The sequence below is a fragment of the Chitinophagaceae bacterium genome, from assembly GCA_016710165.1.
In the GTDB taxonomy this organism is placed as follows: Bacteria; Bacteroidota; Bacteroidia; order Chitinophagales; family Chitinophagaceae; genus Ferruginibacter.
Genome location: JADJLJ010000001.1, coordinates 601,561 through 627,805 on the forward strand (window position 1 = coordinate 601,561; position 26,245 = coordinate 627,805).

General features: G+C 46.5%; 18 protein-coding genes. 10 read left to right on the plus strand and 8 right to left on the minus strand.

What is annotated here, in order from left to right:
* Window positions 1–24: 24 nt before the first annotated feature.
* Window positions 25–1,053 (minus strand): aminoglycoside phosphotransferase family protein, encoded by a 1,029-nt coding sequence (locus tag IPJ02_02680; protein MBK7374496.1) that lies wholly within the window; start codon window positions 1,051–1,053, stop codon window positions 25–27.
* A gap of 51 nt (window positions 1,054–1,104) precedes the next feature.
* Between IPJ02_02680 and IPJ02_02685 the strand changes: the two genes are divergently transcribed.
* Window positions 1,105–1,623, plus strand: coding sequence for a hypothetical protein (locus IPJ02_02685; protein ID MBK7374497.1), 519 nt, complete (start codon window positions 1,105–1,107; stop codon window positions 1,621–1,623).
* Here IPJ02_02685 and IPJ02_02690 read toward each other — a convergent pair.
* From IPJ02_02690 to IPJ02_02710, 5 genes are all read right to left on the minus strand, one after another.
* Window positions 1,618–2,331, minus strand: a complete 714-nt coding sequence (locus IPJ02_02690) for a DUF2071 domain-containing protein (protein MBK7374498.1) — start codon at window positions 2,329–2,331, stop codon at window positions 1,618–1,620. The genes IPJ02_02685 and IPJ02_02690 overlap by 6 nt on opposite strands.
* Window positions 2,332–3,606 carry an NAD(P)/FAD-dependent oxidoreductase gene (locus tag IPJ02_02695; protein ID MBK7374499.1) on the minus strand — a complete coding sequence of 425 codons (1,275 nt, stop codon included), beginning with the start codon at window positions 3,604–3,606 and terminating at the stop codon, window positions 2,332–2,334.
* A gap of 138 nt (window positions 3,607–3,744) precedes the next feature.
* A complete protein-coding gene (locus IPJ02_02700; GenBank protein MBK7374500.1) occupies window positions 3,745–4,644 on the minus strand; it encodes a PorP/SprF family type IX secretion system membrane protein in 900 nt (299 codons plus the stop codon).
* Between the two features lie 19 nt (window positions 4,645–4,663).
* Window positions 4,664–6,733, minus strand: coding sequence for a gliding motility-associated C-terminal domain-containing protein (locus IPJ02_02705; GenBank protein MBK7374501.1), 2,070 nt, complete (start codon window positions 6,731–6,733; stop codon window positions 4,664–4,666).
* Window positions 6,730–7,803: a hypothetical protein gene (locus tag IPJ02_02710; protein ID MBK7374502.1), complete on the minus strand. Its 1,074-nt coding sequence runs from the start codon at window positions 7,801–7,803 to the stop codon at window positions 6,730–6,732. Before IPJ02_02710 ends, IPJ02_02705 begins: the two co-directional genes overlap by 4 nt.
* A 174-nt stretch (window positions 7,804–7,977) precedes the next feature.
* Here IPJ02_02710 and IPJ02_02715 point away from each other — a divergent pair, with 174 nt between their 5' ends.
* From IPJ02_02715 to IPJ02_02725, 3 genes are read left to right on the plus strand one after another with little or no spacing between them, the layout of a single operon-like run.
* Window positions 7,978–11,043, plus strand: coding sequence for a gliding motility-associated C-terminal domain-containing protein (locus tag IPJ02_02715; GenBank protein MBK7374503.1), 3,066 nt, complete (start codon window positions 7,978–7,980; stop codon window positions 11,041–11,043).
* Between the two features lie 57 nt (window positions 11,044–11,100).
* The gene (locus IPJ02_02720) at window positions 11,101–11,736 is read left to right on the plus strand and encodes a response regulator transcription factor (GenBank protein ID MBK7374504.1); all 636 of its coding nucleotides are present in this window, start codon (window positions 11,101–11,103) and stop codon (window positions 11,734–11,736) included.
* 35 nt (window positions 11,737–11,771) lie between these two features.
* Complete coding sequence (locus IPJ02_02725; GenBank protein ID MBK7374505.1) at window positions 11,772–14,888, plus strand: HAMP domain-containing histidine kinase; 3,117 nt, start codon at window positions 11,772–11,774, stop codon at window positions 14,886–14,888.
* Here IPJ02_02725 and serA read toward each other — a convergent pair.
* Window positions 14,866–16,104: a phosphoglycerate dehydrogenase gene (gene serA / locus IPJ02_02730; protein ID MBK7374506.1), complete on the minus strand. Its 1,239-nt coding sequence runs from the start codon at window positions 16,102–16,104 to the stop codon at window positions 14,866–14,868. The two genes, IPJ02_02725 and serA, sit on opposite strands and share 23 nt — an antisense overlap.
* A gap of 52 nt (window positions 16,105–16,156) precedes the next feature.
* On the opposite strand from serA, the gene IPJ02_02735 reads away from it, so the two are divergent.
* The 5 genes from IPJ02_02735 to IPJ02_02755 all read left to right on the plus strand — a co-directional run bounded on the left by IPJ02_02735 (window position 16,157) and on the right by IPJ02_02755 (window position 23,483).
* Window positions 16,157–17,425, plus strand: a complete 1,269-nt coding sequence (locus IPJ02_02735) for a beta-lactamase family protein (protein MBK7374507.1) — start codon at window positions 16,157–16,159, stop codon at window positions 17,423–17,425.
* A 410-nt stretch (window positions 17,426–17,835) separates the two neighbouring features.
* A complete protein-coding gene (locus IPJ02_02740) occupies window positions 17,836–18,681 on the plus strand; it encodes a TonB-dependent receptor plug domain-containing protein (GenBank protein ID MBK7374508.1) in 846 nt (281 codons plus the stop codon).
* Window positions 18,669–21,035, plus strand: a complete 2,367-nt coding sequence (locus IPJ02_02745) for a TonB-dependent receptor (GenBank protein MBK7374509.1) — start codon at window positions 18,669–18,671, stop codon at window positions 21,033–21,035. The genes IPJ02_02740 and IPJ02_02745 overlap by 13 nt, the downstream gene beginning before the upstream one ends.
* 25 nt (window positions 21,036–21,060) lie before the next feature.
* Window positions 21,061–22,689 (plus strand): SusD/RagB family nutrient-binding outer membrane lipoprotein, encoded by a 1,629-nt coding sequence (locus IPJ02_02750; protein ID MBK7374510.1) that lies wholly within the window; start codon window positions 21,061–21,063, stop codon window positions 22,687–22,689.
* Between the two features lie 20 nt (window positions 22,690–22,709).
* Window positions 22,710–23,483 (plus strand): DUF4397 domain-containing protein, encoded by a 774-nt coding sequence (locus tag IPJ02_02755; protein ID MBK7374511.1) that lies wholly within the window; start codon window positions 22,710–22,712, stop codon window positions 23,481–23,483.
* Between the two features lie 145 nt (window positions 23,484–23,628).
* Here the strand turns inward: IPJ02_02755 and IPJ02_02760 are convergent, their stop codons facing one another.
* A complete protein-coding gene (locus tag IPJ02_02760; protein MBK7374512.1) occupies window positions 23,629–24,903 on the minus strand; it encodes a spore maturation protein in 1,275 nt (424 codons plus the stop codon).
* A 195-nt stretch (window positions 24,904–25,098) separates the two neighbouring features.
* On the opposite strand from IPJ02_02760, the gene ychF reads away from it, so the two are divergent.
* Window positions 25,099–26,196: a redox-regulated ATPase YchF gene (gene ychF / locus IPJ02_02765; protein ID MBK7374513.1), complete on the plus strand. Its 1,098-nt coding sequence runs from the start codon at window positions 25,099–25,101 to the stop codon at window positions 26,194–26,196.
* Window positions 26,197–26,245: the final 49 nt, after the last annotated feature.

A 26,245-nucleotide genomic window follows, 5' to 3' on the forward strand; every position in this document is an offset into this window, starting at 1 on the left:
TTTAATAAACCGTCTTCGATGAACTCAGACTGACATTCCGTTGGGATTGAATTCCATCAGCCGCTGCAATAAAGTGACCTGGTTAATGGCGCGGACAAAGTTATGGCCTTCATATTTTGCCCCGTAATAGACATCGTTATTCAGGTGATCGGACAGGAAACGGATCGCCTGCATATAGATCATATATTTACCGGCGAAGTGAAAAAGGTTTTTCTCATCAGCAGATAACTCCTCTCTCATCTCTGAAAGATATCCTACTTCAATTGCGTTATAAAACTCTTTCCGGATGCAGATCTTTGAGAGATCCTTCTCCTCCTCACTTACCGGGCATAGATACGTACGCATCATATCTCCCACATCGCTGATGAAATAACCGGGCATTACGGTATCCAGGTCGATCACGCAAAGCCCCTTTCCTGCCGGATCAAATAACACGTTGCTGATCTTTGTATCGTGGTGGGTACAGCGGATCCTGAGACCGGGCCTGCTTTGTTCAAATTCATCAACAATATTCCTGTTTGCCTTAAGGAGATCGATCAATGCTTCTGATTCCTTTATCCTTCCTGCATTACCCCTTACCAGGGCTTCTTCAAATTGCCGGTAGCGTAAACCAAGATCATGAAAGTAGGGCAATGTGATCCTGAGTTGTCCTGCATCAAGTCCGGATAACACCCTTGTAAACCTTCCAAACTGCCTGGCAGCCTCATAAGCCTGTTCCGGACCTTCAACCACATCAATGGTATGCGAATTATCCACAAAGGGGAAAAGACGAAAAAATCCATTCCCGGACTTAACCAGGTCTTCTCCTGATAAGGCTGGTACGGGAGCAATAAATAAATAATCCGGGGCCACTTGTTTCAAATGATCTGCCAGCAGCCGGATATTAAATGCAATGTCTTCCGGGGATCTGAAAACAGTATGATTGATCCTTTGCAGCACAAATTTCCCTTGGGCCGTTTCAATAAACCATGTACTGTTGATAAGGCCATTCCCCAGGGGCTGTATGGAACAACTGCTTTCTGAAAAACCATATTGCCGTAAAACATCCTGCATAAAAGCTAAATTCGTGTAACCTGCCTGCCGGCAGGCAGATTCGTTTAACAAGTGAAATTAAGACAAGAAATATTAAGGGAACACTCCAAAGCCCAATGTGCAAAGATCGTAAAATGGGTGGGCAGTAACCAGCAGCGCTTTGATGAACTGTTCAGCCTGTTCTTAACCGATGAATACCGGGTTGCGCAGCGGGCTGCCTGGCCGGTGAGTTATTGTGTGATGGCATATCCGTCATTGATAAATAAACACTGGAAACAGTTTATTAAAAACTTAAAGAAACCAGGGCTGCATGATTCGGTAAAACGAAACAGCGTGCGCCTGATGCAGGACATCATTATCCCCGGGAAATACCAGGGAGAAGTGATGGATATCTGTTTCAGGTACCTGGGGTCCCCTTCAGAACCACTCGCTGTAAAGGTCTTTTCCATGTCGGTATTGGCCAACCTGGCAAAAGCGTACCCGGAAATAAAAGGGGAACTGAAACTGGTCATTGAAGACCAGTTACCCCACCAGACAGCGGGATTCAAAAGCAGGGCAAAGAAAGTATTGAAACAATTATCACAGCTATAATTTCCGCTTTTTTAAAACGGAGACTGCAGATCCTTCTGCCATAAAAACAGAATTGGGCCTGGTTGTCTGCAACCCGGAAAAATCAGCCCCATACAAAGAACCAAAATCACAATCAATGCAATGATCCTTTACGTTGAATACCCGCCAGGCCGGGTGCTGAACATTGTATTCAAACGTGGTATCCGCATCATATCCTGAGTAGCCCCAATAATGTTCTGCTATGAATGCCTCTTCACTTCCGGGCTGCATCGGCCATGCAATGCTTTCTGTCGTTGCTTCGATCTTATTCCACCTGTTTTGATGTTTCCAGTGATACCCGGCTGAAAGTTCATTTCCCCTGTCAATAAAAAAATGACTCATCTTTTTGGTATCGTATTTTTCATGATAAACCGTATTGGCAATAAAACTGATGGCTGGCTTTGGCACGATCTCTTTGATGAACACGGTTCCCCGCTTCCATTCTCCCTGGTCATTGTACCGCACATAAAACCGGAGATTCACTTCCTCAAAATTCTCATGACAAGGGATCCTGACCCCCATCAGCCGGGTATTTGTGAACATGAACCCAACCAGGCTCACATAAACGTTCCCATTAAAGACATCCGGTTCCGTTTTAGCCGGCAGGTATGGTTTGAGCAGGGAAGGATCAACAATGTAATTTGCCATGATGAGGTTCTTCCATACAGCAGTAAGAAAAGTAGAGGGCATCTATGCAGTTTTATTTTTATTCTCCCGGTAAAATTCTTTGAATATCAGCCGCAGGTTCTGGTCGTAGGTAAGATAATTATACAACCAGTTGCTGAATACAAAGAAGCGGTTCTTCACACCCAGTATCAGCATCAGGTGCAGCCCCATCCATATCATCCAGGCAAAGAACCCGCCGAAGTGCAGTTTAGGCCTGGGCACATCCACCACTGCCAGGTTCCGGCCAACGGTTGCCATGCTTCCTTTATCCTTGTAAGTAAATTCTTTCTTTTGTTTACCCCCGTTGCCCATCCTAAAATTCTTTACCAGCAGGTCCGCCATCTGCATGGCAACCGGCGCTACCTGCGGATGACCATCGGGCCAGGCCGGTTCTTCCATAAACGCTACATCGCCGATGGCATAAATATCTTCAAAACCATTTACCTGGCAATACCTGTTCACTTTGATACGGTTGCCCCTGGCGATCATATCTCCTTTAATTCCTTCAGGAACATTTCCTTTGATACCGGCCGCCCAGATCAGCATGGCCGTTTCAATGCTGTCTCCATTCTGAAGTATGGCTGTTTTACCATCGTACGATTTCAACAGGGTATTCGTTAAAACAGTAACTCCCAGGTTCTCCAGGTACTTCTGCGATTGCACACCCGACCGCTTACTCATGGCAGCCAGCGTCCGGCCCGTTCCTTCCAGCAGGTAGATATTCATCTTTGAAAAATCAAGTTCGGGATAGTCCTTTGGCAACACAAAACGTTTCATATCAGCAATGGCACCGCTCAGTTCCACGCCCGTTGGCCCGGCACCCACGATCACAATATTCATCAGCCGTTTCAATTCAATTCCGGAGTTCACGTGCAGGGCATCTTCAAAATTGTGTATCAGCCGGTGGCGCAGTTGCAGTGCTTCCACCGTACTCTTCATGGGAAATGCATTTTCCTTCAGCACGTCATTGCCGAAGAAATTGGTATCGGCCCCGGTGGCGATCACCAGCGCATCAAATTCAAAATCACCGGTATCGGTGATCACTTTTTTTTCGTCCGGTTTTATTGCCTGCACTTCCGCCATACGAAAACGGATGTTCCTGCTTTTCTGAAACACTTTCCGGAGTGGAAATGAGATATTGCTGGCATCCAGCCCGGCCGTAGCCACCTGGTAAAACAAGGGCTGAAACTGGTGGTAATTGAACCGGTCAATGAGGGTAATATCAAAACCGGGCTTATTGCTGAGTTTACGTGCCAGCCTTAGCCCGCCAAAGCCGCCACCCAATATTACAAGTTTCATGTGTTGCCATTTACGGTACAAATGTATGTATTTTCAATAATTTTTGAAAATTTAAGAAATTAAATTTTCACGGGCCGGGGAGCATAAAAAAAGCAGCTTACAAAGTAAGCTGCCCAACAAAAACTAAACGCCTGAGAATTATTTTTTAGAAAAATTGTAACGGAGCAATACCTCGTGGGCATCGGCACCGTTATCAAAACTGCTGATCGGGGAGATATAGTTATCATAGGCATAACCAAGGGTAAGTTTCTTACCAATGTTCACGCCGGCAGATAACATAAAACTCTGGTGGGACCGGTAACCCCCGCCAAACCAAAACAGTTCATTAAATTCCACCCGGGCGCCCAGTTGGTAATTCAAAGGAGCGTTAGGCAAATATATTAAGAGGACATTTGGAGTAATAACGGTTGTTCCGTCCACGTACCAGTTGTAGAGGCCATGCAGGTAATAATGCCTGTACAATCTTGCTTCTTCATTCCGGGTAAGGTTGCCGCTGTAAAAGTCCAGTTTCGACTGCACCAGCTGTGAAACTGAGGCGCCCACCTGAACTTTTTTGCTGGTATAGGAAAACCCAAAGCCGGCATCGTATTTAAAACGGTTATCGCTGGATCCCAGGACCGGGTCGGAACCCAGGGCTTCCGTAAGTTTTCCTTTATCAATGGCATATTGCTGGAGCCTGTTCTCAATGCCGATGGAAAACACACTTCCGTTATTACCACGGATATGTTTTGCCAGCATCAGTGAAATACCTGTCCTGGAAGTAGGCCCGGTCTTATCGTTATAAACAACGGCCCCCACCCCCATTCCAAACTTAGGTACATCAAATGAACCAAAAAGGGTGGCGGTCTTCGGGCTGCCGCTGATGCCTGACCACTGGCTGCGGTAACTCAGCCCGATGCTGCTGTTCTCCTGCGTTCCGGCCACAGAAGGGTTGTGGATCATCCCCTGCAGGTCGTACATGGATGATGTTTGTAACTGCTGTGCATTTGATACCGATGCAATACCGGCAAAAAAGGCGATCAATAATTTATATTTCATGATTATGGTTATTAATTAATTATCTTAAAATGGTTACATCTCCTTTTACCGGTATGGTATTGCCATTAATGAGGCGATACTGGATCGAATAGTAATAGGTGCCGTCCGGAACAGGTTTACCCTTGTACTTTCCATCCCAGTCGTTGTTATAATTCTCATTGCTGTATACCAGTTCGCCGTAACGGTTAAACACTTTTACAATGATCTGCTGGCTGCAGGATGCCCCGTTGGTAACCAGCCACCTGTCGTTGATGCCATCCCCGTTTGGTGTAAAGGCGCTCATCACTTTGATGCAATACGGGATCACGGTCACCAGGACATCATCGCTTCCGATACAACCATTGGCATCGGTAACGGTTAACGTGTAGTTTGTGGTAGCGGGAGGTTTAACCCATACGTTGTATGTACCGGCGCCATGCAAAACAGCCGGGGTCCATGCAATGGATGTTACGCTGCTTGCAGCGCTGCTTCCCTGCAGTAAAGCATCGTAACCCTGCACGATGGTCTTATCAGGTCCTGCATTAACAGAAGGCACAGGACGGACCGGAACGGTCACGGACTTTGTCATTATGCCGCAGAAGATATCCCGGATGGTTATTGTTTTAGCACCTGGTGTTAAACCTGTGAATGTATTGGATGACTGGAATGGTCCGCCATTGATGCTGTATGTATACGGTGCAATACCACCGGTTGCCTGGAGAGTGATGGAACCCTGTGCTGCGTTGGCACAGCTGGAAACAATTGTTTCGGTTGCATTCACATTAATATTTGCAGGATTGCCATACTCCATGATTGGGGCCCCCGTTATATTCACACCCGTAACAAATAATTTCCGGTTGGTAATAGATACCCCGGCAGGAACCGTTTTGGGGGCAAAGGCTGCGGTTTCAAATATACAACCGGTTGGCGGAGCCTCAAATGTCCAGGTGGCTCCTCCATTGGTGGTCTTAACCATAACACCCGGCGTCATGACATACCCATTATTCGCATCATGCATCACGATCGCGTTTAAGTTACCCACCCCCAATGCCGGGATATTCCCGGTAATATTTGTCCAGGTGGCACCGCCATCCGTGGTTTTAATTACTACTTTTCTTGGAAAACCATTACCTACCAGGAATACTGTGTTTGCATCCAGTGCGTACATATCCCGGTAAGAGATCTGGGGTGTTACACCCGGGCTTGGCAAGGGCAATTTATTCCAGGTTATCCCGCCATCGGTGGTCTTATAAATAGTATCCCTGCTGCCGGCTGCATAACCAACCAGGCGGGTAGGGAATTCAATATCAGAAATATTCGGAGCCAATGTTCCAACCGGGAAACCGCTGTAAACACTCCAGGTTGCCCCGGCATTAACGGACCGGAATATCTTGGAGGTCCTGGAGGCCGAGGGAACAGAAAAAGTACTATAACCAACTGCCCAGATACTGTCCCTGCCAACGGTGGCCAGGTCATTCATTTGTACAAGCGGATCTGTATAAATGGGATCTAATGTGGGCGTGGCAGGAGGCGCCACATTCATATCCGGAGAATAATATATGGTGCCGTTGCTTACGGCAAAGTAAGCCTGCGAAGGATTTGAATTCCGGTACGAAAACCCATTGATGCTGTAGAATGAATTGACGAAATCAAGCCGGGTCCTGTCCCACCAGGTCTTACCGCCGTCGGTTGTTACATTGATGTTTCCGCTCCCGGTGGCAACGCCATTATTACAATCGGCAAATTCCATTTTAGTAAACGCAGCGCCTAACGGAACCGTTACATAATTACTGTTCCACCCGGGGCCACCTGGCATGGAATCGGCAACAACACCCAGCGAACCCATTGATAAGAATTTACCGTTTGGAGCAATATCAAGTGCCCATACCCCATTATTGCTGTAATTCTTTCCGGGAGGCAGGCTTCTCGATTCCTTCCAGTTTCTGCCGGTGTCAACCGAGATCCACATCCGGGCAAAATTACCGTTTGCTACAAGCGTACCATTACTTGTTCTTCTGATCTGGTAAGGATTGGACGCCAATAAAACCTGCGGGTTAGGGATCGGTGGTCCGGCATTGGGCCCGCCGGTTGGCGGGAACGGATAATTCAACACTTCGTATTTTCCTTTTCCAGTGCACCCGATGCATTCACATTGGGTGTGTTATGCGAAACACCTGTTTGAACCCTTACCACGGTATTGTTATTGAACGACATCAACACTACCATCGTATCATTGATGATGTTCATGGCCCGGTATGTCTGGGCGGCAGGAGTAATGTTTCCGAACCCGGTGGTACAGGTAACCGTATTGGTATTTATCCCCGTATAGCCGATCCGTTCCTTGCTTATTGAATAGTCCGTTAAAATACCGTTTTGAAATTTCCACAGCAAAGCAGCGGTATGCGCCCCGGTGGTTAAGTTACCGGTGCTGGGTAAACAGGTAGCTGCAACAGCATTGGCACTCACCCGGGGAAATAAAGGGCTTCCCGTACCGCAGATATACCCGATGCCATTGGGTAAAAATTCGATCCGCTGAATTTCCTCCATTTTAGCATCTAATGGCAAAAGCACCGATGGAATATTTACATTGTTGATATAGCCGGCACGGGTTACCCCATTAACTGGCGGAGCAGCAATGGAATCCCAGGTAGAACCGCCATTCAGCGTAAAATACAGTTTGGGCAGCGAGTCAGTGGTATTGTTATATTGCCCGCCTATGTATCCTTTGTTTGCATCTACAAACCAGCAGGTATTTATATTTTTTGCATTGGCATAAAGCGGAGTGTTTACAAAACTCCAGGTAACACCAGCATCTGTGGTTTTAGCCATAACACCGGGGCTACCAACAGCATAAGCAATAGTGGATGTTACAAAATGTACATCCAGGAAACTGGCTTTAGCAGTTAACCCAGCCGGGTTTGTAAATGTAAATACACCATAGGTCCAGTTTAAACCGCCGTCCGTGGTTTTGGCAATACCCCCGTCCGATCCGACAGCAATCGCAGTATTATTATCAAAAAAATCCACATCCAGTACCGTAAACCCGAATTGCTGGGGGTTACTGAACTTCCAGTCTGTTGTATTGAATTTGCTGGTCTGTGCAAATGAGATCGTTGAAGAAATGGAGATCAATATTAAAAGGAGATAATACTGAAATTTCCCGCTGCAGTGCTTGTTCATTTTGGTTATCTTTTATGTTTTGCTATAAATGAGAGGGCAATGTTACTGCGATATGAAAGCAGCATTTGTAGAATTAATTCTATTCGCTTTGATCAGCGGGTTTCAGAATATTGTACCATGAAAGGAAGTATCTGCAACCGTCTGTTCGCATTCATAGCCTGTTTTTTTACTTGTTTGTCGTTAACTGCTCAGGATAAATCCAACAGGGGAAAAGAATTCTGGCTGGGATATGGATTTCACTGGATCTTCTTAAATTCTGATAACGGGGGGGTAATTCCACTCAATGGCCAGGATATGGCTCTTTATATAAGTGCAGAACAGGCCGCTGTTGTTACGGTCTCAATCAATGGAACTTCCTGGTCGCAAACCGTGAATATTCCCGCAAACAGTGTGGATGCATCCATTGTGATCCCTAAAGCAGGAGCCAATGATGCCCGTTTACTTACCGATGGATTATCTACGAAAGGAATTCATATAGTGAGCGATGTACCTGTGGCGGTATATGCACATGTTTACGTGACCCAGGGTTCAGGTGCCACGATGCTGATGCCGGTTGAAACCTATGGATACTCTTACTATTCCATCAATTACAGCCAGGCAACGTCCAATTCTCCGTTACCAATAATAAATCCTACCACAGCCAATGGCCCTGATTGGTATTCGTGGTTCTATGTAGTTGCCTCAGAAGATAATACGAGAGTGGAGATCGTACCCGCTGATTCAACCAAAAACGGATGGCTTCCCGGCCAAACGTATACGGTCAATCTTAACAAAGGGGAAATATATAACGTGTTCGGCAAAATGGTGGCCGGTAATAGCCAGGCCTGGGCCGCCAGTAAAGACATGACAGGAAGTAAAATAAAATCGGTTGTGGGAGCAGACGGCAACTGTCATCCCATCGCTTTTTTTTCCGGTTCTGGCGGCATCCGGATATGCCGGGGCGATGGCGGTGAATACATGCAGCAACAGGTATTTCCGGCGCAGGCATGGGGCACCCGGTACCTCACTTATCACACGATCAATAATACCAATACCGATATCCTGGAAACAAACCGAAATTATTACCGGGTCTGCGTTTCTGATCCATCGGCTGTTGTAAGAAGGAACGGAGTTGTACTTACGGGCCTGATCAAAAATTTCTATTACGAATTCCAGGATTCAACCGGGGGGGATTATATAGAATCGGATAAACCGGTATTGGTTTCCCAATACACAGTCAATGAAAATCAGTGCTGGAATTTTCCAACAACCACCCCAGCCCCACCCTCCAATGGTGATCCCGAAATGTTTTACCTGAGCCCGATCGAACAGGGTCAGAAATCAGTCCGGTTATTTGCCAGCAGGCAATCGCCTGCCATCGCGTATGTATATACAAACATAATTCTGCCAACAGCGGGTGTTGCTTCGTTAAGAGTGGATGGTGCCGCCCTCCCGGCGTCGCAAATAATTCCCCATCCCAATTACCCTTCTTATTCGGTTGCCCTTGCCCGGTTTATCGGACCGGCGGCACAACATACCATCACCAGTGATTCTGCATTGAATGCCACCATATATGGTTTGGGTAATTATGAAAGCTATGGATACAATGCAGGTACCCTTATCAATAACCTGAACCATTACAGTGCGATCAGGAACACATTCAATACTTCGGGCAATATCGATACATTCACCTGCCCAAAAACACCCGTACGGCTATTTGTAAAACTGGGTTACCAGGCTACGGCTATCAGCTGGAGACTGAGCCAGGTAACAGGTATCACGCCCAATACAGATTCCATTATCAACAATCCAGTGCCGTTTGCCACGGAACAGATCAATGGCCGGACCTACTATGTATATACTCTGCAGCAGGATTTTACTTTTGCTAACCCCGGAACATATAACATACCGGTAAGCTACTCGGCGGCTGTAATTGAAAATTGCAGCCAGACTGAATATGCATCTGTAAAAGTGGTGGTAAAAGCCGGGCCACTGGCCGATTTCACGATCCCGTCCGCCTGCCCCAATCAATCCATCGTGCTTACAGGAACATCCGTACCCGGTACATTTAATCTTACCAGCTACCTGTGGAATTTCCCCGATGGTACTACACAAACCACCGTTAATGCAACAAAATCATTCCCGGCAATTGGCAGTTATAATGTACGCTACCGTATCTATGCCGATAATGGTTGTGCAGGCGATACCACCAAAGCAGTGGTCATCGGCAGCCCCGTAAACCTGTCTGTTCAGGTTGCAGGAAAAGCCTGTGCAGATAGTGTGTTCACATTTACTTCATCTGTACCGCCAAATGCCGGTAATCCACCTGGCTGGTATTGGGATTTTGGAGATGGCAATTCAACCACAATCACCAACAACAACAGCGTTACACACAGTTATACGGCACTGGCAGCAACCAGAACAGTAAGACATGCAGTAAGTTTTACAACAGGATGCGGAACAGATACGGTTCAATACATCATCCCGGCCATTAATAACAACCCAGCCGCTTCCTTCAGTTTTCTGCCGGATACGCTTTGTGAAAATAAGCCGGTACAATTCAATTCAACGCTCACAGGCATCAGTTCCTGGCTATGGAATTTCGGGAACGGCAGCAGTATTGCAGCGCCGCCGCTGCAACATACTTTCAATGGTGCAGGGTCATTCAATGTGAGCCTGGTAGTGACAGATGCAAACGGATGCGGTTCCTTGCCGGCTACCGGTATCGTGGCCATTAATCCGGCACCGCCCATCAATGCAGGGCCGGATAAATATTTCCGCATCGGATCCTCGGTCACCTTGGATGCAACCATTTCCAACCCGGGGAATCATAGTTTTGTATGGACGCCGACCACATTCCTGAACCTGGCAAACATACTGAACCCCGTTGCCACCCCCGACAGGAAAATGACCTATACCGTACTGGCAAGGGATAACATGACCCATTGTTCGAACAGCGACAGCGTAGTGGTAAAGCCGATCGGTATTGTACAGATTCCAAATGCCTTCACACCAAATAATGATGGAAAGAATGACCTGTTCAAAGTACTGGGAACGGAACTGGTCACACAATTCAACCTGAAAATATTCAACCGCTATGGCCAGGTTGTTTTTGAAACCAGCGACAAGAACACCGGATGGGACGGGAAGGTAAAAGGCAATGAGATGCCCGGCGGGGGCTTCGTTTATATTCTTACCTACAGCGCACCCAATTACCCGGTCGTACAGGTTGAAAAAGGAAGTTTTGTACTGATCAGGTAGTTTTAAAAGGAGAATAAATTCTACAAACCACAGCAATAAATTACAGAACTTTACCAGTTGAACAAAGGAAACAGAGAAACAAGGATGCAACCAAAAATACTGATAGCAGACGATCACAGCATGATACGCAAAGGACTTAAACTGCACATGCAGCTTACCCTTGGCTATACCGATATTCATGAAGTAGCTACCTGCAATGACCTGATGAAGGAACTGGTAAAGAATAAATACACGCACCTGGTGCTGGATATTATTCTATCAGACGGAAGTACCCTGGAAGTGATCCCCAACATCCGCCGGGTATATCCCGACCTGCGCATCCTTATTTTTTCGATGCAGCCCGCCGAAATATACGGGGAGGCGCTGAAGCAATACGGGATCAATCACTACATGTCGAAAGCCATTGGCGAGGAAGAAATGATACAGGAACTGCAGAAGTTCCTGCACAATGAAGAACCGGTAAGGCGCAACAATATCCAGCACCACGACAATCCCTTTACCAGCCTGGCGCCGCGGGAACTGGAGATACTCCATTATATACTCAAAGGCATTGGCACCAAGGAAATTGCCGATACGCTCAACCTGAAGATGAACACCATCTCCACCATCAAAACCCGCATCTTCGAAAAAACAACGGCGGGCAACATCAAGGAACTGATGGAACTGGCCACCCTCTATAATGTGAATTATTGAGCAGGAAGCAGTAACTTGGTTATTGCAATATGCATATGCAAAAGCTACTGATCCTGGCCGCCTTCCTTCTTATTACCACTGTACCCGGTGCAGCCCAGCCTGCTATAAGCTCTCACATCCAGCAATACACTACCGATAACGGATTGCCCTCGAACGGGATCAAAGGCATGCAATGGGATGCCAAAACAGAGTTCCTGTGGATGGCCACCGAAGCAGGTATTGTACGTTTCAACGGGGTTGATTTTAAATCGTATACCAAGGAAAATATGCCTTCGATAGCATCGGAAAGGATGCTTTTTATAGTACAGAATAATAAGGGCAGGATCTACACGTCAGACCAGCCGGGGAATATATTCCTTATCGACCGGAGCAGGCCGATCTTCTGGAGAAGGTCTGCAACAAACAGCAGCATCAATCCCTATATCAGCCATTATTACCTGCTGGGTGTATCGGATACTTTTTTTACCAGGAATGCCGGAAACATAAAACCAACGGGGTTCTCATCCGGTTTCAGTAAAATAGTTGCCCTCAGTGATACTTCCTGTTTGATCCTTAACCAGGGAAGCCTGTTTTATTATTCCCTCAGTTTAAAAGACCCCGTTATCCGGTCTTATGGAAATGGAAATGTGAATACCATTTTTAAGATCAACGACCGGTATTTTATCATGGACAATAAAAAGGATATCTTTCTTCTCAATGTAAGTGAACAAAAACTGGTGCCGGTCCCTTTTTCGGGAAGCAACAATAACCGGTTAAGGGCAGTAGCCAACAACAGCACACTTTTCTGGCAAACAGGAATGAGCAACCCGGTACTGATCGACGGTGAAAATGCATGGTTGCTGACCTACGATGGCACAAGCCTTTCAGCAAAATTCATTTCAACGGGTATTCCGCCCGATTCCTATATCAAGTCGGTTCAATACAGTGAAAAAAATGATCTGCTTTTCATCGGAACCGAATCCAAAGGCCTTATTGTAATTAACCAGAACAGGGTACAGTCTAAAAGAAGAAATAACGTCAACTCAAAAAACCGGAACTCCTATTATTCGCAGATCGAACTTACGGATGGGAATATACTGACCAATGAAAGTGATATCATCGGCGACAAGCGGACCAATGAAAACACGCTGCCGGTTCGGGGAAAATTCTCATTCAATATTTCCCATACCGGTGAAAACTCCCTGTGGTATACACAAACAAACAGCAAGATCGGGTACAACTGCCTGTTTGAATATAACAAATCCACGGGCCGCACAAAAGCGTATCCTAAAATAAAGTGGGGCGATATTGTAACAGGATCCGGCGGTAAAATATATTTAGCCAACATGACCGGGTTGGGCATTCTTGATGAAGACAGCCTTCTGTTTCTTTACCGGTATCCCAAAACAATGGCAGGCACAACAACATTTGATTTTGCAGAGATAAGCCCCGGTATCCTGGCCGTTGCCACCTGTTCGGGGTTATTGCGTTTCAATACGGCAACCCGCAGGCTGGATACTATCTTTTCCAAAGAGAATATCTGTGTACGCAGTATCTGGAAATACAAAGACTATGTCTTCTTCGGCACATACGGTTCGGGCTTTTATATTTACAGGAACGGGATAATAAGATCCATGCCGCTTGACAAGAACAGGTATTTATTATACCCGCACTGTTTTGTGCCGGATGACGAAGGCTATTGCTGGATAAGCACCAACAGGGGACTATTCAAATCAAGTTTATCGGAACTTATTGATGCATTTGAAAACAACAGGCCATCGGTGTATTATCATTATTATGGTAAAAAGGACGGGATGGAAATGACCGAGCTGAATGGCGGGTGTACACCCTGCGCCCTGCGCCTGCGGGATAAAACAATTTCTTTTCCTTCCATGGATGGCCTGCTGTGGGTAAACCCCGGGAAGGCAACTCCCATTTTACCCTCGGGAGAAATTTTCATTGATGAAATGACGGCGGATAATAACCCGGTGAATGTTGACTCGCTTCCGCAAAAGAAGCTGCCCCCGCAGACACAGGAGATTATTATCCAGCTTGGCTTTTCCTCCTGGTGCAATAAGGAAAATATTTACATCGATTACCAGTTGAATGATACACTGAACTGGAAAACGGTGAATACCGGCAACGATGCGGTGATCCGGCTCGGCAACCTCAGTTCGGGAAATTATACCCTGCGCATAAGAAAACTGAACGGGTTTGGAATAAATAATTACACGTACAAGGTCATCCGTTTTACCATCAGCACGCCCTGGCATAAGCAATGGTGGTTCTATGCCCTGTGCCTTTTAGCCGTGCTGGGAATAACCATCCTCTTCTTCCACTTACGCACCCGGCAATATAAGATCAGGCAGCGCAGGCTGGAAAGGCAGGTGGCAGAAAAAACAAAGGAACTGCAGGAACAAAATGAGATACTGGAGAAGAACGATACCATCAAAACCCGGCTTATCTCCATCATCAGCCACGACATTGTTACCCCTCTGAAGTTTGTTACCGTGGCCGGGAAAAACCTGATCGAGAAAAGAAGCCTGATGCCGGAAGCATTGCAGGTGGAAACCATACAGGAGATGACCAACACGTCCCAGGAACTGCAATTGCTCTCCACCAACATCCTCAACTGGATAAAATACCAGAATGAGAACAGGCGGATGGCAAAAGAAACATTCAATTTACATGAACTGGTGAACCAGGTGACAGGTGTGCTTACTTCCCTGGCAAAGCAGAAGAAACTCAGCTTACACAACCGGGTGAACAACGACCTGGAGATTCACCAGTTCTTTGAGCCGTTGAAGATCCTGGTGTATAACCTCCTGACGAATGCGATCAATTTTTCTGAAAACGGCGCTGTGCTGATCGCAGCAGAACAGAAGGACGGGCTGGTGGTTGTAAGTGTAAGTGATGAGGGCGTAGGCATGACCCCCGAACAGATCAAGAACATCATGGCCGACCAGTTCATCATCTCCTCTGCCAATATTGATAACCGGAAAGGGAACGGGCTTGGTTACCTCATCATAAAAGACCTGGTGAAGATCATGGGAGCCACCCTGCACATTGAAAGTGAAAAAGCCCGCCCGGACGACCCGGTCGGACGGGGGAAGGGAACAACGATCTCGGTTGAATTGCCTTCGGTAAAACCTAATACAGCATCCTCACTTTAATGGTGGCCTTTACTTTACGCAGCAACTCCAATGCATTTCTGCTGATGTTCTTATCCACGTCAAGCACCACGTAACCGATCTCGTCGTTGGTCTTCAGATACTGCCCGAGGATATTTATTTTATTGCGGCTGAGCTGGGTGTTTATCTCTGAAAGCACACCCGGCACATTATTATGTATGTGCAGGATGCGGTGGGTGCCCTCCTGCGGCGGAAGCGCCAATCCGGGTATGCTGTGAGAGCCGGTGCTGATACCCTTTTCGAGGTAGTTGAATAATTTATTGCTCACATCATCGCCGATATTATGTTGCGCCTCCTGGGTGCTGCCGCCGATATGCGGAGTAAGCAGCACATTACTCAACCCCTGCAGCGGGGTATGGAAAGGATCGCCATTCTTTTCCGGCTCCACGGGAAAAACGTCTACGGCGGCGCCGCCCAGCAGCCCTTCCAGCAATGCTTTGCGCAATGCTTCCAGGTCAACCACTTCTCCCCTTGCATAATTTATCAGGATGCTTCCCTTTTTAAAATATTTAAGGCTGCTTTTATTCACCATGTTCTTTGTGGAAGGCAGTTCAGGTACATGCAAGGTAACAATGTCTGATTTGCTCACCACCTCCTTAAAACTTTTCCGGTCCTCGGCATTGCCCAGGGGTAATTTTATTTCGGTATCATAAAAAATAACTTTCATGCCCAGGCTTTCGGCCAGCACGCTCACCTGTTTGCCGATGTTCCCGTAACCAATGATGCCCAACGTTTTTCCCCGCAGTTCATAACTGCCGCTTGCATCTTTCATCCACCTGCCTTCATGGGCTGCCTTATTCTTATCAAGGATCTTACGGATGAGCATGATGGATGCCCCGATCACCAGTTCGGCCACACTCCTGGTATTGCTGTACGGGGCATTAAAAACAGCAACCCCGTTGCGGGTAGCTGTTCTCAGATCAACCTGGTTAACCCCGATACAAAAACAACCGATGGCCTGCAGTTTTTCAGCTGCTTCCAGCACCCGCTTTGTTACCTGGGTCTTGCTGCGGATCCCGAGCAGGTGTACATTTTTTACCGCTGCGATCAACTCCTCTTCACTCAATGCCCCGTTCAGTTTTTTTACATTGGTATAGCCGGCGGCATTAAAATGTTTTACCGCCACATCACTGATATTCTCTAAAAAAAGAATGTTTATTTTTTCTTTGGGATAACTGGTTATTTTATTTTCAGCCATGACGATAACAGCGTATTTTGCACAAATATATTCTATCTAAAGCTAGTATTGCATGCTATTGATAAACAGACGCTTTCTGAATGGCCTGGTAATTGCCCTGCCTGCCCTCCTTTTAATTGAATGCAATCCTTCGGGCAACAGCCAACATCATAAAAGTGACAGTTCCGCCAGCATCGAACTGCCCGCCCCGGTTCCGATCTCTGCCCTAGAAGCATCCGCATTAAAAGCCGCCTGTGAAGCCTGGTACGATTCTGCCCTTGCTCCCCGGGGTTTCAATGGCGGGATATTGGTGGCAAAGAACGGCAATATCGTTTTTGAAAAATATTCCGGCACAGCCCATATACCGGGTACCGATTCCATCAATGCGACGATGCCCCTGCACATTGCTTCTGTTACAAAAACGTTCACTGCCATGGCTGTTTTAAAACTATGGCAGGATGGGAAACTGAATATAGATGATGAATACAGCAAATACTTTCCGGCATTCAATTATCCCGGTGTGACGATACGAAGTTTATTGAACCACCGGAGTGGTCTGCCCAATTACACCCATTTCCTGGACAACCTGGGCTGGGATAAGAATAAAGTGGTCAGCAATGAAGATGTCCTGGATTTTTTAATAACCCGGAAAGCCGAACTGGTGGATATCAGTGCAGCAAACACCCACTTCACGTACTGCAATACCAACTATGCACTGCTTGCCTTACTTATTGAAAGGATCTCCGGCAGGAAATACGGGGATTTTATCAGCCAGGTTTTTTTCATCCCCCTGCAAATGAAGCACAGTTATGTGTTTACCGCTGCCGATACATCCAGGGCCATTCCCAGTTATAACTGGCGGGGTAAGATCGAACCGTTCAATTTCCTGGATATGGTTTATGGCGACAAAAACATTTACACCACCGTACGGGACCTGTTAACCTGGGACAGGGTCTTGTACACGAACCGGCTCTTCTCCCCCGAAACGCTGGCACAGGCTTATGCAGGTTACAGCAACGAAAGGCCGGGTATACGTAATTATGGACTGGGCTGGCGCATGTATGATCATCCGGATGGAAAAAAGATCATTTACCACAATGGCTGGTGGCATGGAAGCAATGCATCCTTCATACGGCTCATCAATGATTCAGCCACCATCATCGTTATAGGAAATAAATTCACCCGTGCCATTTATCATGCAAAAGCAATGGCTTCGGTTTTTGGAAATTACTCTGGCAGTTCCGATGAAGAGGATCCCGAACAGTCTTCAGGCCCGCATAAAACTTCCGGTCCAATGCTGAAAACATCCCTTCCCGCGATCAGTGGGAAAAGTAAAGAATAATAAAGCAACATTTCGCAAAAAAAGGGAAACCCGGATAACCAACTTCCCTGACTGATTCATCCTGTAAAACCGCATTATGGCAAAACCGTTATGCAGGTTTTTATACAGAATGTGCAATATTTTTAGTCAAAATATGCGCTTTTTTGCATTTTTAATACTAATTTGACCTGCAATAAAACTAAAGCTTAAGGAGAAATGCAGGTGTACAGGATATACCAGTTAAGTCTGTATAAAAAACCATTACAGGCTTATGTATTTGATTGTACAAAAGCCGTGACCAGCAACATTACGAAGCTGGTTTGCCGCCTCAACAAAATCCCTGATACCCTGTCATCCCCCCTTTACTCCGGCATTCCCCAGCAGTTAAAAACCAGGCAAGCTCTTTTTTTTCAAAACAAAAACACGACTATATGAGAAAATTTACAACCAGACTGATTTCTATTATGTTCTTACTGGTTCCTCTGATGTCCCAGGCACAAACAAGCATTTCCGGAAGGGTCGTCAATGAACGGGACGGCGCTGCAGTAGAAGGTGCTACGGTGATCCTTAAGGGAAAGAACACGGGAACCAAGACAGACGCCAATGGCAATTTCAGTATCTCTGCTGCCAAAGGAGACGTGCTGATCATAAGTTCGGTCAATTTTAAACAACAACAGGTTAAGATCGGTAGTTCAACTTCCATTACTGTACGGCTGGTTAGCAGCGACGGTACATTGGGTGAAGTAGTGGTAACTGCCATGGATATAAGAAGAAATCCCCGGGAATTGGGTTATGCTGTACAAAAAGTCGGCGGAGATGAGATCCAGGAAACGCAACGGGAAAACTTCCTGAATGCTTTGGGTGGAAGGGTATCCGGGGTAAGCCTTACTCCAACAAGTGGCAATGCCGGCGCCTCAACCAATATTGTACTTAGGGGCTATAATTCCCTGGCACTGAGCAATCAGCCTTTATTTATTGTAGACGGAACGATCGTAGATAACTCAGTACTTGATGAAAACAGTAATGGTGGCAGCGGGCTTGGTTTGGTAGAAAATCCTTCTAACGGAACAAGGCCTATTAACCAAACTACCAACAGGGGAAATGACTATACCAACCGGGTGGGCGATATGAACCCGAATGATATCGAATCGATCACCGTTTTGAAAGGCCCCGAAGCAACGGCGCTATATGGCAGCCAGGCAAGTTCAGGTGCTATTGTTATCACCACAAAAAAGGCCAAGGCATTTGAAGCAAAAAATTCAAATTGGGAGCTATAAATTATGATAATAGTTTCCGGCTTCAGTTTGTGGAAAGATTGCCCGAGTTATATACGGATTATGATATGGGCATCAATGGAAGACTCGATAGTAATTTTGCCTATTTCGGTCCCAAACTTGCTCCCGGTACAACCAGGAAGGACCAGGCTAAGGATTTCTTTAAGACCGGGTTTTCACAAACACATAACCTAACGGTTGATGTCGGTAACAAGAACATGAGCTTTAAGGTTTCCGGTTCAGCTTTTAACCAGTCTGGTACAGTTCCTGACAACAAGTATACCCGTTATACAATCCGGATCAGTAACACCACGCGGTTTAAAAAGCTGTTTGACATAACCCCTGCCTTCACGTATACACACAGTATCAATAAAAAACCGATCCGGAGTTCCAACGGTTTTCTAACCACGCTCATGCGCTGGCCGGTGAATGATAACCTGAATAATATTTATAATGCCGATAATACAAAGAGAGAGATCTATACCAAAAAGGATGCCAATGAGGAATTCGATAATCCCCTTTGGAATGTGCATAACAACCGGAGCTATGATAAACTGAACAAACAAAATGCAACCCTTGGGATAAATATATATCCATTGAAATGGCTCACGCTGGCGGGTCGGTTTGGATATGAGACCTACAAAAATGATGGCTGGACCTTTTATCATCCTGAAACCTATTTACTCACAAAAGCCACCCGTGGCTCACAGGATAATTACTACCGGAAATATGAAGGGTACAACCACACCATTACGGCCACTGCAAAGCACAGCCTGGGAAAGTTCAACGGAAGGCTGATGGTAGGTACCATGTGGCAGGATTATAAGACCAGCGCCTGGTCGGTTTTTGGAAACGGTATTGCCGATGCCACCACGTTCAAGTTTGATCCTTCGCGTATCGGGGACTCCTCAACCACTGCTGTCTCTTCCAGGAACTGGTTGTATCGTAATAAAACGTTCAACGATTTTAATTACAGGCAGATACGGCAACTGGCTTATTTTGGTGAAGTGGCCCTGAACTGGAACAATATTGTCTTCCTCAACTATACGCATCGTTTTGAAGAGGGTTCCACCCTGCCAAAAATAAACCGGAAAGTGAATTATCCTGCCGGAAGCGTCAGTGTGATATTCACAGACCTCATCAAACCGCTTAAGAATAGCAATTTCCTGACCTATGGCAAGATAAGGGCTTCGCTGGCAAGCACCGCTAAATCGAATAGCCCTTATTCCAATCAGTCATTTTTCATTTTGCAAACTTCCAGTGGCGGAGGTTTTGGATATGATTTCAATAATTCCAATTTCTTACTGGAACCCGAGAAGCAATCAACCTATGAAGTGGGGATGGAGCTTCGTTTCTTAAAGAGCAGGCTGAGCATTGATGCTACGTATTATAATACACTAAATACAGACCAGATCCTGGAACTGGTACGAACCAGTTATGGCACCGGATTTATTTTAAATACCTTAAACCTCAGCAGCACCCGCAACCGGGGCGTTGAGATCGCAGCCAGTTACCGGGTACTACAACAAACCGATCTTACCTGGAACCTGGGGCTGAACTTCACAAAAAGCTGGAACAAACTGCTGACCCTGCCTAGTAACCTGCCGGAATTCTATATTTCGGATACCTGGCTGTACGGCAATGCAAGGGCTGGTTTGCAAAGAGGTGGCCCCACTACCAGTATCACCTCCTATGGTTACCAGCGCAACAACAAAGGACAGATCCTGATCGAACAAACTTCCGGTCTTCCACTCACCGATAATAACTTTAAGGTCAGGGGTGACCGGAACCCGGATTTCACGCTGGGTGTGAATAACAATATCCGGTTTAAAAACTGGACAATCAGTATGCTCTGGGATATCAAAGTGGGTGGTGATGTATTTAATGGAAATGAATTATTTCTTACAACGATCGGAAGGAGCAGGTTGACCGCTGACCGGGAAACACCTAAAATTGTTCAGGGCGTGTTAAAAGACGGACTGGAGAATACGGCCAACCCTACACCCAATAACATCGTAATATACCCGTACCTCAATAATTCCTACTATACAGGTGCTGCAACAAGTGCCTTGTTCAATGAAGAGTATTTTATTGAAAAAGATGTAAACTACATGAGGATGAGGGATCTTACGGTCACTTATAATTTCAGGAATATGATCAAGAAATTAAAAGTATTTAAAACACTCAGTGTATTCATGACCGGCAATAACCTGATACTGATCTCAAATTACACCGGCGCCGACCCTGCTGTGAACGGTACCACACCGGGAACCCGGGGCGTGGGTGCTTTTGGTTTTGATTTTGCAACAGTACCTGAACCAATCAGTTTGAACTTTGGTCTGCGGGCAGGGTTTTAATAAATAAACTTTAAAAAAATAATTTATGAAATCAATAAAATATTTATTCATTTTATCGCTCGCAGGTTTTTGGATGGCATCCTGTACCAAAAAGCTGGATGAAGCCTACCTGAATCCGAATGCACCGGTGAAAGTAAAACCATCGGAGTTATTACCGCCTATCCACTACCAGATGGCGATCAACCTGCAGGAAGATTTCCTTTATCTTGGTACCACGGCCCAGGTATATGCATGCAGGTATACATTTGCCAATGTTCCTGCAGTTACCCGTGACAGAACGATCACCCGGCATGAAATGATGGGTTGGTTCCCGGGAGTGGATAACAGCGGCGCTATCTGGCGCATGAATTACTGGAACCTGGGTCCTAATCTTAATAAAATGATCGAATGGGCTGCCGAAGAAGATCAGTGGGATTATGTGGCTGCCGGTTACGCCCTGCAAGCCTGGAGCTGGCTGACCCTTACCGATTACCATGGTGAAGTGATCCTGGATGAAGCTTTTAATACCAGCCTGCTTGCTTTTAAATATAATACACAGGACAAGGTATACGACCATGTAAGGAACCTCTGTAAACAGGCTCTGGATAACTTTGACAGGGCTGGTACCGCAAGCGGTGACTTTGCTGCGGCCGACCAGTGGTTTTATGGCGGAGATCTTAATAAATGGAAAAAATTTGTGTACGGGATAATGGCCCGCAGCTATAACCATCTTTCCAATAAATCAACCTATAAGCCCGACTCGGTGATCTATTATTGCGACAAGGCCATGCAAATACCCGGGGAAGATGCCACATATAAATTCGTAGGTGGCACGGTTAACAACCAGAATAATTACTGGGGCAGGTTCAGGGCCAACAATACCACGCTTCGCCAGTCAAAGTATATTGTAGAATTAATGACGGGCACGCAAGGCGCTGGCAGTACTTTCGGAGGCGTGGATGATCCCCGCCGCTGGTATATGCTTTGCACCGGTACCGGTACAGAAGTGAACAACATGTATGGAATTACGGCGACCAAAGGTGAACTCCCCCTGGCCACCGCCCAGCGACCGACAAATTTCTGGGGCGCTACCATTGTCCCTACTGTTGATACCGCCCGGTTTATTTTCCGGGATAATGCCGAGTTCCCTTTCATGACATCGTCTGAGATCCAGTTCATGAAGGCCGAGGCAGCCTTCCGTAAAGGCGATAAACCACTTGCATTGGCTGCATACAGGCAAGGCATTTCGCAGCACTATGACATGCTGCTCAGCAGGTACAATGTGAACATCAGGCCGGCAAGAGTGATGACGGCAGGCACCCGGGATGCATTCCTTGCAAACCCCGCTGTTGTGCCCACTTCTGCCAACCTTAGTTTGAGTCATATCATGCAGCAGAAATATATTGCTCTCTGGGGTTATGGTATTTTAGAAGCCTGGACCGATCTGAGAAGATTTCACTATACCGACCTTGATCCAATGACCGGCAATCAGGTATTCTACTCTTTCACTCCCCCGCAGGGACTTGACCTTTGGCCGGATAATGGCGGTAAACTCAGCTACAGGGTAAGGCCACGGCACAATTCAGAATATGTGTGGAACATAGCGGAGCTTGCTGTGTTTGGTGGAGACCTTGCTGATTATCACACCAAAGAAATGTGGTTCTCGTTACCTTAACCTTAACTAAAAAGACAATTATGAAAAGGATACTATTTTCGGTTATTATTTCAGTACTGTTTTTGAGTGCCTGTCAGAAAAATGATCTTAATGAAAACAAGACCTGGGATTATGTTCCTACCGGTTCGGCGCTCTTAAAATTCCTGAATTCCTATACTGCATTAACACCGTCCCTTGGTACACCTGCCAATGGCCCAACGGTGGACTATTATGTAAACAATCAGAAGCTGAATGCCACAGCTATAGGCTATACAACCCTTTACCCGAATGTAAGCGGTGCATTTGCTGCAGCGCCCAACGGCGTGGTCAATATTAAAGCCGTGCTGAACCGCAGTACGGGAACCGGCCTGCCCAGCGACACGATCGCTAACTACAGTTTTACCCTGGCGCCGGAGAAGGCACACAGTGTGATACTGGTTGATCCCCTGCCAAATCCAACACCGGCCACCCCCAATCTAATGGTGGTACAGGAATCGGTTAGCATGCCCGCTTATGGAAAATATAAGATCCGTTTGCTGAACCTGGTTGTGAATACAGATCTTTATGAATTGTACAATTCCACCACCGCAACTATTCTTACGGCAGGCATTCCGTACAAAAATTTATCTGACTGGATTGAATTACCAATGACCACAACCAGCCAGGCTATCCAGTTAAGGAAAGTGGGAACTACAACCTCTCTTGGATCAATAAACCTGACTCCCGGCAACCAGCGTTCATACACGTTCTGGGCAAGGGGTAATACGGCTGTAACCGGAAGGGCGATCAGTTTAACCAGTTATATCACACAATAAACAGAACCTATTACAAACAAAAAAGGCTTTCCCCACCGGAAAGCCTTTTTTGTTTGTGTATTTAAAAATTTACCCTTTCAACCCTTCAACCTTTCAACCTTTCAACCCTTCAACCTTTCAACCTTTCAACCTTCAACCCTTCAACCTACCCAAAGAACAAATACGCCAGTATGATGGAGGTGATGATGCCCACCAGGTCGGCCAGCAGCATGGCGCCGATGGAGTAACGGGTGTTCTTGATGGATACAGAACCAAAATAAACTGCCACCACATAAAACGTGGTATCGGAAGTGCCCTGCAAAATCGCCGACAGGCGGCCGGCAAATGAATCAACCCCGTATGTGGTCATGGTACTCACCATCATGCCCCGGGCACCGCTGCCGCTCATGGGTTTTATCAGTGCCGTTGGAAGGCCATCCACAAAACGGGTATCGGCTCCCATCATGGCAAATAAATTCTTCATCCCATCAATGATCACATCAAAAGTGCCGCTGGTACGCAGCATACTGATGGCTACCAGCATCCCCACCAGGTAAGGAATGATTTTAACGGCTGTTTCAAATCCACCCTTCGCCCCTTCCACAAAAGCATCAAATACATTTATCTTTTTGTACAAAGCGCCCAGGACGATCAACAAAAAAATGAGCAGGATCAATCCATTGCTCAATACCCTGGAAAAGGATTGTACCCCATCGGCGTTCAATGAATGCAGGTAAATGACCAGCAATGCAATGATGGACGATATGCCAAGTACCCACAGCATGATCACGGGCTGGAACACTTTGATCCGTTGCCGGAAAGAAACGATCAGCATGGCGGCAATGGTGGCCACAAAAGTGGCGATCATACAGGGAATGAAAATATCGGTCGGGTTGGCTGCTTTCAGGGACGATCGCATGGCTATGATACTCACCGGTATCAGGGTAAGCCCCGAAGCATGCAGGCATAGGAACATGATCTGCGAATTGGAAGCCGTTGTCTTGTCCGGGTTCAGTTCCTGCAGGCTTTCCATTGCTTTTAAACCAAAGGGGGTGGCCGCATTGTCGAGCCCCAGCAGGTTGGCCGAAAAATTCATCATCATATGTCCGTGCGCAGGATGCCCTTTGGGTACATCCGGGAAAAGCCTGGAGAAGAAAGGCCCGATGATCCTCGATAATACCCGTATCCCTCCTGCCCGCTCGGCAATATTCATAAAACCCATGAAAAGGGCCATGATGCCGATGAGTTTTAAACTCAGGTTCACCGCCGTCCAGCAGGTTTCAATGATGCCGTCCATCTTCAGCGGGTTTGCAGGGTCATCGGCCTTACCCACCACCATCCAGCTGAAAATATCTGCATGGCCCGGAAAGAAGATACACTTGATACCGGCCACCAGTATTGCCACAATGATAAACCCCGACCATATCCTGCTTAATGCCATAGAAGTAATGAGTTAGAAGTTATAAGTTGTAAGTCTTAGGTAATAAGTAATGGATTACGGATTGAAAGTTAGTTAATTCTTTTAAAAGATATGTTCCATTTTAACCTCTAAACCCTTCAACCTTTCAACCCTTCAACCTTAATCCCTTACCTTTGCGCCGATTTTTATTTTTGACTTTTTAATTTTTAATTCAAGATGGCTTTAAAAGCAGGGATTGTGGGACTGCCCAATGTAGGAAAATCAACCTTATTCAATGCGGTGAGCAACAGCGCCAAGGCACAGGCGAGCAACTACCGGTTCTGTACCATCGAACCCAATACCGGCCTGGTGAATGTACCCGACCCCCGGCTGGATAAGCTGGCCGGACTGGTGAAGCCTGACCGGATCGTTCCAACGCAGATCGAGATCGTTGATATAGCGGGCCTGGTTCGTGGCGCCAGCAAGGGCGAAGGGCTGGGCAATAAATTCCTGGCCAATATACGGGAAGTGGATGCCATCATTCATGTGATACGCTGTTTTGAAGATGAGAATATATTAAGAGATGAAGGCCCCATCCACCCGGTGAGTGATAAGGAGATCATTGAGACCGAACTGCAGCTGAAAGACCTGGAAAGCGTGGAAAAGAAACTGCAGCGTACCGAAAAGCTGGCCAAGACCGACCCGAAGATGAAGGCCGAACTGGATGTACTGCTTCGTTGCAAAGAACACCTGGACAAAGGAAAGAATATCCTGTCACTCGGTTTAAGCAAAGAAGAAAAGACCGCCATTGCCGACCTCTTCCTGCTCACCGATAAACCCATTCTGTATGTGGCCAATGTGGATGAGGCAAGCATGCATACCGGCAATAAATTTTCGGCTGCACTCATTGAAGCGGTCAAGAACGAAGGCAATGAAGTGATCGTGATGACCAATGCCATTGAAGCACAGATCGCCGAGTTTGAGAACGCGGAGGACAAGGCCATGTTCATGGAGGAATACAAAATGGATGAACCGGCATTGGATCGCCTGATCCACTCCACCTATAAGCTTCTCAACCTCTCAACGTACTTCACTGCCGGTGTGCAGGAAGTACGGGCATGGACCATTCACAAGGGATGGAAAGCACCCCAGGCTGCCAGTGTGATCCATACCGATTTTGAAAAAGGATTCATCAAGGCCGAAGTGATCGCCTACGATGATTTTATTAAATACGGCTCCGAAGCTGCCTGCAGGGAGAATGGCCGCCTGCGCATAGAAGGAAAAGAATATTTGGTACAGGACGGTGACGTGATGCATTTCCGGTTCAATGTTTAAGTTTTAGTTTTACCGGAAAGCAATGTATTAGCATTGGCCTGCGAACCTA

What these genes read in the sequence shown, in the direction of transcription:
- IPJ02_02755 (MBK7374511.1), top strand. Translation starts at nt 22,710, where the DNA reads ATGAAAAGGATACTATTTTCGGTTATTATTTCAGTACTGTTTTTGAGT.
- IPJ02_02740 (MBK7374508.1), top strand. Translation starts at nt 17,836, where the DNA reads ATGAGAAAATTTACAACCAGACTGATTTCTATTATGTTCTTACTGGTT.
- ychF (MBK7374513.1), top strand. Translation starts at nt 25,099, where the DNA reads ATGGCTTTAAAAGCAGGGATTGTGGGACTGCCCAATGTAGGAAAATCA.
- serA (MBK7374506.1), bottom strand. Translation starts at nt 16,104, where the DNA reads ATGGCTGAAAATAAAATAACCAGTTATCCCAAAGAAAAAATAAACATT.
- IPJ02_02690 (MBK7374498.1), bottom strand. Translation starts at nt 2,331, where the DNA reads ATGCCCTCTACTTTTCTTACTGCTGTATGGAAGAACCTCATCATGGCA.
- IPJ02_02750 (MBK7374510.1), top strand. Translation starts at nt 21,061, where the DNA reads ATGAAATCAATAAAATATTTATTCATTTTATCGCTCGCAGGTTTTTGG.
- IPJ02_02695 (MBK7374499.1), bottom strand. Translation starts at nt 3,606, where the DNA reads ATGAAACTTGTAATATTGGGTGGCGGCTTTGGCGGGCTAAGGCTGGCA.
- IPJ02_02710 (MBK7374502.1), bottom strand. Translation starts at nt 7,803, where the DNA reads ATGAACAAGCACTGCAGCGGGAAATTTCAGTATTATCTCCTTTTAATA.
- IPJ02_02700 (MBK7374500.1), bottom strand. Translation starts at nt 4,644, where the DNA reads ATGAAATATAAATTATTGATCGCCTTTTTTGCCGGTATTGCATCGGTA.
- IPJ02_02680 (MBK7374496.1), bottom strand. Translation starts at nt 1,053, where the DNA reads ATGCAGGATGTTTTACGGCAATATGGTTTTTCAGAAAGCAGTTGTTCC.
- IPJ02_02735 (MBK7374507.1), top strand. Translation starts at nt 16,157, where the DNA reads ATGCTATTGATAAACAGACGCTTTCTGAATGGCCTGGTAATTGCCCTG.
- IPJ02_02725 (MBK7374505.1), top strand. Translation starts at nt 11,772, where the DNA reads ATGCAAAAGCTACTGATCCTGGCCGCCTTCCTTCTTATTACCACTGTA.
- IPJ02_02760 (MBK7374512.1), bottom strand. Translation starts at nt 24,903, where the DNA reads ATGGCATTAAGCAGGATATGGTCGGGGTTTATCATTGTGGCAATACTG.